The organism is Anabaena sp. AL09 (genome assembly GCF_001672255.1).
GTDB lineage: Bacteria > Cyanobacteriota > Cyanobacteriia > Cyanobacteriales > Nostocaceae > Dolichospermum > Dolichospermum lemmermannii.
This window is the reverse complement of sequence record NZ_LJOQ01000001.1, coordinates 1-7881: the sequence shown is the minus strand read 5'-3', so window position 1 is coordinate 7881 and position 7881 is coordinate 1. Positions and strand designations below refer to the sequence as shown.

The following is a 7881-nucleotide window of genomic DNA, read 5'->3' as shown; positions in this document are numbered from 1 at the left end:
GATTCAGACAAATGCAATTTTCATCACCAAACAAACCAGCTATAAATTACCATCCTGAAAATCCTTTAATCCTGGATATCCTGATTCAGACTTAATATTTTTCTGTAACCCTTAAATGTTACAACTTACAAGTCTCGACGGGAGAAAAGATACCTTTCCCTTCCTTCTATACTAGAATGTGTCGGGAGGTGGCCTTCTGGTGCTTTCTTGTCAAAAGTAATATCATTGTAGTACAACAAGTTTCCTCCTTTTCTCCATCCTACCTTGTCCTCGAACTTCTCCCATATTTCCTCATTATATTCTCTCGTTCCACCAAAACTTTGATAAATTCGTTTCTGCACAGAAAACCCAAATTTACCATCACTGTATTTTACCCACAACTGGTCAATAGTGCGAAGGTCTTCACAGGGAAAATTATCAATACTTTTAATATTTAAGAAACCTTCCTTTTCCCGCTTCGCAACTGCTAACATTACCCGCTTTGTTTCCTCGTTTGCTTCTTTCCATTTCCCTTGTGCGAGGTAGTCGCGCAGTTTCCTGTAGTCCATTCCACAGGATGATTTTAGTCCTTTGAGAATATGCTGATGATCAAAACCTTTAATTGTCAAGGCTTCGTTAATAAACTTAACCTGTTGTTCTGCAAAGTCCTCTTGCAATTGCATTTGCTGGTTGAGGGTTTTAATGGCGTATAATTTACCCGTGCTAGGTTCTAGGGCTTTGTAGGTAGTCCCAAAACCACCACTACCCAAGGGTTTACCTTGAATGATAAATCTACCGTTATTGATTTGTTGCCCTGGTTGCCAAATAATCATACCCTTGATAGTAGATACGGTGGAGATGAATCTAATTATATCATTGCGTTGTGTTAGATCCCCGACTTCTTCAAGAAGTCGGGGATCTGGGATGTTATAATATTAACTATTTTTCCCAGTAATGGACAGTCCTTCTACTATCAGAGATGGTGTATAACAAGAACCATTCCAATCTGCATCTCCACCTAGTTGCACTACTTGTTTCAAGGCTGTGTAGACATTCCCTGCCACCATCGTATCTTTTACCCTGCCAATTATTTGACCATTTTTGACCCGATATCCCAAATCCACATTGATGGAAAAATCACCTGATAGTCCGCTACAACTACCTAACATTTGATCGATAATTAAGCCATCATCCATCTTGCTAATTAAGTCTAAGAGGGAAAGATCACCAGGTTGAATGAGGAAGTTAAATAGCCCTGGTGTGGGATAACTACCTAAACCGGGACGAAAACCATTACCAGTGCTACCACTGTTTAATTGTCGTCCAGTGGTGCGATCGCTATAAAAATTCCGTAAAATCCCATTTTCGATAAATACTAATGACTGGGTAGGTTGACCTTCATCATCAAAGGGACAGCTATAAGGTCCTGCTGCTGGATTTTGGTACAGGGTAAGGGTGGGGGCAATAACTGGTTTACCCAATCTATCCGCCCAGGGAGAAGCTTTTTCTAAAATGTGTTTACCATTCAAAGCTGATTGCACAGTTCCCCACAGCATATCTGCTGCTTTAGAAGTGAACAATACAGGACAGCGACCACTGGGACTAGGAATGTTATCTTTAGCCCAATTTAATCGCTGTAAAATTTGATTGGCTACTTTCTCTGGATTGAGTTGATCGCGTTGGGTTTGACCATCAGCAACACTGAGAAAATCATCACCTCTGACCCATTCTGCTGACATATAGCAGCTAAGAGTAGTGTCAGTGTGGTGAGAATTTAAACCCTTGCTGTTAATGAGTTTGGTGTTTTCTATATCGCATTCCCAGTCACTATGACAAAGAATATCTGGATAGACATCACGAATTAGGGCGATCGCCTCCTTACCCCATTTAATCAACATCTCTACGGATACAGATGTGCCTAAATCGGGATAGGATTGCCCGGCATGAGTCCCTAATTCTACTATTTCTGGTGGATTTAATTGACTCAGTGCCAAAGATTTTTCCACCATAGCTTGGGGATCAACATCGCCATAAGCTACCGCCAAACCGGGACAACCATCCCGCCATAGCCGCAGGGCTGTCCCCTCAGCTTGACTGGTTTCTAGTTGTTTGAGACGGTTGGCTTCAAAAAAAACTGGTCGAGAAAGCGATCGTGATTGATACACTTCCGCAGCCTCAGCACCAGACTTGAGGGCAAGTTCTAGCAGTTGTTGAGCCAATGTATCTTGTAACAAATTTGCAGAACCCATGTCCCTTTATGAATTATGGATTTTGGATATAAATCGCTTAATCGTCGCAGTCTATTATCCCATTAGCGTGTCATCAACTTACCAAATTTCAAATAATGGACAACTGACCACTGACAACGGACCACTGACAAATTAGGGCAAATTAATTTCCTGTAACAGCCAAAATCCCGCAAAATCTTGAGATTGAGGATCAGACTGGACACCAATAAAATGCACCCCATTAGCTTGTTCCTTAGCTACAGTAAAGCCCTGTGCTTCTGCTAAAAGTTCGGGAGTACGGATATTAGCCACAACCCAACTTTCCGTAGCCCCCGTTTCTAAAATCAGGCGATTTCCTTGCTTAGTGTCAAAGTGCAAATAAGCCATTTCTAAACCAGACATCCAACCTGCTATGGGTAAAGCCCTGGGTGAGAAAATCAAAATTCCCGGAATCCGAGTTTCTGGGCGTAATTCCGCCAACTCTAGGGGAAAAGCTTCACCAAAGCCAATTTCCCAATCCGGCATTTGAGCCAAATCACTAGCCTCTAAAGTCACAAAAGCCCATTGTTTTCCTTCTAAAGCATCTGGTAAACGTTGAGGTAAGGGCTTATCCAAACGCACAGAAGGATTGGCTACTCCCTGATATCCCGGTTCTTGGGGGTAGACTTCCTTCATGCGCTGCTGTATCCACTGATTAAGAACCAAAGTCCGCCGACTTGGTACAGCGGGTACTCCCACATCTTCACAGGATTTTGTAATCATGTTATTCATTTGGCGGCGGAAAAAGCGGATTTTGGTGGGGGAAGCACCGGCTTCTTCTATCGCTTCCTGGATTGCTGTCCGTAGCCAACCCGAATTTACCTGGGTACTTGGGCAATATTTAGCATAGCGAAACAGAGAATCCGTTTGTGTACCAATATCTACAGGACTTTCACACACTAACATTTCCCATACTTTTTTCTGATTTTCGTCCAAAATCGGACGGGAGTAAAAATCGAGTTCCCAATACATTTTTCTCTGGCTGCCCATGTTTTAGTGGTAAAAATCTGATGACTTGATATTTTGTGATTTCCTAACTTTACCAACTTACAGGAGCATTAGTAATTGGTAATTGGTAATTGGTAATTGGGAAAATTATTCCCTGTTCCCTAGTCATAACGACAATTTTTAACGCCAACCTACTTAATTTTGATCCTGATTTTTGAATTCATCAAACTTAGCCCGAACCACCTGTATATCTTGCCACATTAACCATTTAGGCTTTCCCTGTTCCCGTGAAGGGTTACGCAACAAGTAAGAGGGATGAAAAATAGGCATACATAAACGCCCTTCCCACTCTAGCCATTGACCGCGAATTTTAGTAATCGGGCGTTTGTCACCAATGACACCTTTCACAGAAGTTGCACCTGTTAATAAGATAATTTTGGGGTCAACTAGGCGAATCTGCTCAAATAAATATGGTTTACAAGCAGCAGCTTCTTCATTAGTTGGTACACGGTTTTCCGGTGGTCTACACTTACAAATATTGGCAATATATATATCTGTTTCTGTATTTAAATTTACCGAAGCTAAGATACTTTCTAGTAATTGTCCTGATCTACCTACAAATGGTAAACCTGTTTCATCCTCATTTTTTCCCGGTGCTTCCCCAATAATCATAATTTCCGCTTGGAGATTACCACGGCCGACCACAGCATGAGTCCGGTTTTCACTTAATGCACAACGCTGACAGCCATTGCAATGTTTTGTCAATTCCTCTACATTCTCATAAGTTCCCGGCGGAATGGGAATTTTATTACTGGTAGTAATTAGCTCTTTTTGGTTTAAGCTAGAGTTATCAAATAAACTAAGTTGAGTTTCATGCTGCATGGAATTTAGAATGGTAACTGGAAACTCCAGAATATTAACGCAAATATTACCCCATCCTATCAATTAATAGACAGAATTAGATTGGGGCTTTGTCTACCCTTTTTTCCAGACAGCACACTCTAATTAATCTAGTTTTAAAGCATTAACTGGCACATCATCCCAAGATCTAACTATCCTTAATTTGGCAATCCAGCCCTCTGCCTTTTGAGAGTTTGTGAGATTAGTCTTAAACGATTCATGACAATCCTTAGCCTGAGATTCATCACAAGAGGCAATACAGGCGTGAATCAGCCCAGAAGGATCAATTTGTTCATTTACCCAAATATTCATAGTTTATACTTTGAAAATATCGTGTTAAAACCGCCATCTTTAATTTTATAATGTTTGTTGAATTTATGTACAAGAATAGTTAACAGGGAAAGAAGCGTGATAGATATAGATATGGAAATACCTGATTGTCAAAATCAAATATTAGTCCTATATTTAACCAAGTATTTAATATCACCAGTTCCTCCCAGATTCCCATTCCCAATTCCTTCTTAACCCCCATGAGTGCAGAGATTATTTGCGTTGGTACAGAAATGCTGCTAGGAGATATCCTCAACAGCAATGCCCAATATCTTGCCCAGCAGTTAGCACAGTTAGGCATTCCTCACTACTATCAAACCGTCGTCGGGGATAATCCAGACAGACTCAAAGAAGTGATCGAAATTGCCGCTTCCAGAGTACAAATTCTCATTTTTACCGGTGGTTTAGGCCCCACACCCGATGATCTCACCTGCGAAACTATCGCTGATTTTTTTGGCGTACCTTTAATAGAACGAGCCGATATTATCGAAGATATAACCGAAAAATTTGCCCAACGGGGACGAGTAATGTCTGCCAATAATCGCAAACAAGCCTTAATTCCCCAAGGTGCAGAAATTTTACCCAACCCCACAGGAACAGCACCCGGTATTATTTGGCAACCTCGTCCAGGATTAACTATTTTTACCTTCCCTGGTGTTCCCAGCGAAATGTATCGAATGTGGACAGAAACCGCCGTACCTTTTCTGAAAAGTCAAGGTTGGGGAAAGGAAATTATTTATAGTCGTAGTTTAAGATTTTGGGGAATTGGAGAATCAGCATTAGCCGAAAAAGTAGCCCCTTATTTTGACTTAACTAACCCCACAGTAGCCCCCTATGCGGGCAAGGGAGAGGTCAGACTGCGAATTTCCGCCAAAGCTACAGACGCAACAACCGCAGAAGCTTTAATTACACCCATTGAAAAACAACTCATAGAAATTGCTGGCTTAGATTATTACGGCATTGATAATGACACCCTCGCTGCTGTTGTTGGTAATTTATTAAAGTCTGCGGGAGAAACCCTATCTGTCGCTGAATCTTGCACCGGTGGGGGACTGGGGCAAATGTTAACAGAAACTTCCGGTAGTTCTGATTACTTTTGGGGTGGAGTAATTTCCTACGCCAATTCCGTAAAAATTGGACTATTAGGGGTCAACCCAGAGGATTTAGAGGAATTTGGGGCAGTAAGTGCGACAGTAGCTGAACAAATGGCTATTGGTGTTAAAAATCGGCTCTCAACTACTTGGGGATTAAGTATTACAGGCATTGCTGGACCGACCGGAGGAACCCAAACCAAACCAGTGGGTTTAGTCTATATTGGTTTAGCTGGTCCTGGCAACGAAGTAATCAGTTTTGAACATCGCTTCGGAACAATTCGGGGACGGTCTTTAATTCGTTATGTGAGTGCAAATGCAGCTTTGGATAATCTGCGGCGACAGTTGCAAAAAAGGCTAGTACCGCAGGGCGGAAGTCAAAAGTCAAAAGTCAAAAGTCAAAACTAATATACAGTAGGCTTTTGGCGATTGAATATGGTTGCTTTATTTACGCTGTGATATACTAGTACCGCAGGGCGGAATTAAAAATTAAAAAACCAGATTACACAGTCCTTGTATCTGCTCAATAAATGGGGGCGGACTACCTATTCGGGAACGATTTTACGCCATTTGAGGCTTGTCATTGAACGATTTACCCCGAATTATTGAGCGGTTACCAGTCCTTTTCCCTATTTTTAGTGATGCCTTACTTACGATTTAGATGTCTATTGTATACTGGTTTTTTGCGACTCAATATTTACACTTCGTGATAGTTTGGTCTAGATAATGCTTGACAATAGCTAATGAACAGGCTATGGTTATAAATAAAAATTTCTGACTCAGAGAGTCATTATCATTACGGCGGTTTCCGATCTTAATGAGGTACAAAGTTGAATCATGAAACTCTTGTAGTGCGGGCATACTATGGCTAACGCCACGCCGCGCTAAGGACAAGCTTAGTACGAGTATTGCCCAGTAGATATGTACCTCATAACACCAGGAAGTGCTGTAATTAGTAGTTTGGTTTGTTTCGTTATAAATTTTTTAATGGACTTATAATCAAGAATGGCACTAAATGAAAGTCCGAAAAACTCAAATTCTTATCCTCTCATCAACGGAAATAAATATTTAACAGAAACTCATACAGAGTTAAATGGTGATCAGATATCTACTCTTACAACTAAAACAATGTCAAATCATAAGAGTTCTATAATATCTCCTTTACATTCAATTGAGGCCGTTCTCCCTTCTGAAGTTAGTGATACTTCATATCATAAACTAACCACTTTGTCTGTAATCACCGAGTTTTTTCCTCCAGACTATGCTGCAACCGGACAGTTGATTGAAGAACTAGTCAAACAGCTTGAGAAACAAGGAATCATGATTAGAGTATTCACTGGACAACCAGGGTACGCTTTTACTACTGCTAAAGCCCCAGCCTTAGAGCAATTAGGCAACATTCGCGTCCAAAGATCCCGATCTACTCAGCTTTGGTCTAAGAGGATTCGGGGGAAGGCTGTGAATGGTGTTTTATTTACATTGCGGACTTTTCTCCATATTATCAAGAATGCTCGCAAAAATGATGTATTTCTATTAACTTCAGCACCTCCTTTTTTATCAATAGCCGGATATTTCGCTCATTTGTTATTAAAATTTCCCTACATATGCCTAATTTATGATCTATATCCGGATATTGCGATCGCTTTAGGAGTAGTTTCCAAAAAGCACTGGTTAGCTAAGTTTTGGTGGGCAGTCAACCGCCAGATTTGGCAAAAATCTAAAGGAATTATTGTTCTAAGTCCTGCTATGAAAGAGAGAGTCATAGCAATCTGTCCAGAGGTAGCTGATAAGGTTTCTGTGATTCACAGTTGGGGCGATTCTGAGTTAATTTTCCCCATTGCCAAAGAAAAAAACTGGTTTGCCAAACAACATAATTTGGACACCAAATTTACAATTCTTTATTCCGGTAATATGGGTCGGTGTCATGATACGGATACAATTTTGGCAACTGCTCAAAAATTACAAGATGAACCGATTCAATTCGTTTGTATTGGTGGTGGACCGAAACGTGAAAGCTTTATTCAAGATGTGACTCGTTTGGGATTAAAAAACTTTCTCTTTCTCCCCTATCAAGACAAAAGTGTGCTACCTTATTCCCTGACAGCTTGTGATTTGTCCTTAGTCAGTGTAGAAGCAGGTTTAGAAAGTTTAGTTGCTCCTAGCAAACTCTATCCAGCTTTAGCTGCGGGAAGACCCATAGCAGCTATTTGTCCAAAAAATTCCTACTTGCGACAGCTAATAGCAGATGGTGAGTTTGGTATTAGCATTGACAATGGAGAGAGCATAAATAAACGGAGTAATCTGTAGTTTATGTGAACCAAACCACTCAAAACATGAGTAAACGTTATCTAGGTCATAACACCTTG

At 40.8% G+C, this 7881-nt stretch carries 7 protein-coding genes; 2 read left to right on the top strand and 5 right to left on the bottom strand.

Going from position 1 to position 7881, the window contains the following annotated elements:
* Nucleotides 1-125 precede the first annotated feature (125 nt).
* From AN490_RS00035 to AN490_RS00015, 5 genes are all read right to left on the bottom strand, one after another.
* Entirely contained in the window at nucleotides 126-812 is a 687-nt protein-coding gene (locus tag AN490_RS00035; protein WP_299998711.1) for a GUN4 domain-containing protein, read from the bottom strand.
* 102 nt (nucleotides 813-914) lie between these two features.
* Nucleotides 915-2228, bottom strand: coding sequence for a TldD/PmbA family protein (locus tag AN490_RS00030; RefSeq protein ID WP_299998709.1), 1314 nt, complete (start codon nucleotides 2226-2228; stop codon nucleotides 915-917).
* Nucleotides 2229-2360: 132 nt separating this feature from the next.
* Nucleotides 2361-3236, bottom strand: coding sequence for a Tab2/Atab2 family RNA-binding protein (locus AN490_RS00025; RefSeq protein WP_015080481.1), 876 nt, complete (start codon nucleotides 3234-3236; stop codon nucleotides 2361-2363).
* Between the two features lie 153 nt (nucleotides 3237-3389).
* Nucleotides 3390-4076 (bottom strand): uracil-DNA glycosylase, encoded by a 687-nt coding sequence (locus AN490_RS00020; RefSeq protein ID WP_299998703.1) that lies wholly within the window; start codon nucleotides 4074-4076, stop codon nucleotides 3390-3392.
* Between the two features lie 123 nt (nucleotides 4077-4199).
* On the bottom strand, nucleotides 4200-4406 hold the full coding sequence (locus AN490_RS00015; RefSeq protein WP_148764158.1) for a glycogen debranching protein: 207 nt from the start codon (nucleotides 4404-4406) through the stop codon (nucleotides 4200-4202).
* A gap of 218 nt (nucleotides 4407-4624) precedes the next feature.
* On the opposite strand from AN490_RS00015, the gene AN490_RS00010 reads away from it, so the two are divergent.
* The gene (locus tag AN490_RS00010) at nucleotides 4625-5923 is read left to right on the top strand and encodes a competence/damage-inducible protein A (protein ID WP_299998726.1); all 1299 of its coding nucleotides are present in this window, start codon (nucleotides 4625-4627) and stop codon (nucleotides 5921-5923) included.
* Between the two features lie 720 nt (nucleotides 5924-6643).
* Nucleotides 6644-7822 (top strand): glycosyltransferase family 4 protein, encoded by a 1179-nt coding sequence (locus AN490_RS00005; protein ID WP_299998696.1) that lies wholly within the window; start codon nucleotides 6644-6646, stop codon nucleotides 7820-7822.
* Nucleotides 7823-7881 lie beyond the last annotated feature (59 nt).

Coding starts and splice junctions, on each gene's coding strand:
- AN490_RS00035 (WP_299998711.1), bottom strand. CDS start 812: ATGATTATTTGGCAACCAGGGCAACAAATCAATAACGGTAGATTTATC.
- AN490_RS00030 (WP_299998709.1), bottom strand. CDS start 2,228: ATGGGTTCTGCAAATTTGTTACAAGATACATTGGCTCAACAACTGCTA.
- AN490_RS00025 (WP_015080481.1), bottom strand. CDS start 3,236: ATGGGCAGCCAGAGAAAAATGTATTGGGAACTCGATTTTTACTCCCGT.
- AN490_RS00020 (WP_299998703.1), bottom strand. CDS start 4,076: ATGCAGCATGAAACTCAACTTAGTTTATTTGATAACTCTAGCTTAAAC.
- AN490_RS00015 (WP_148764158.1), bottom strand. CDS start 4,406: ATGAATATTTGGGTAAATGAACAAATTGATCCTTCTGGGCTGATTCAC.
- AN490_RS00010 (WP_299998726.1), top strand. CDS start 4,625: ATGAGTGCAGAGATTATTTGCGTTGGTACAGAAATGCTGCTAGGAGAT.
- AN490_RS00005 (WP_299998696.1), top strand. CDS start 6,644: ATGTCAAATCATAAGAGTTCTATAATATCTCCTTTACATTCAATTGAG.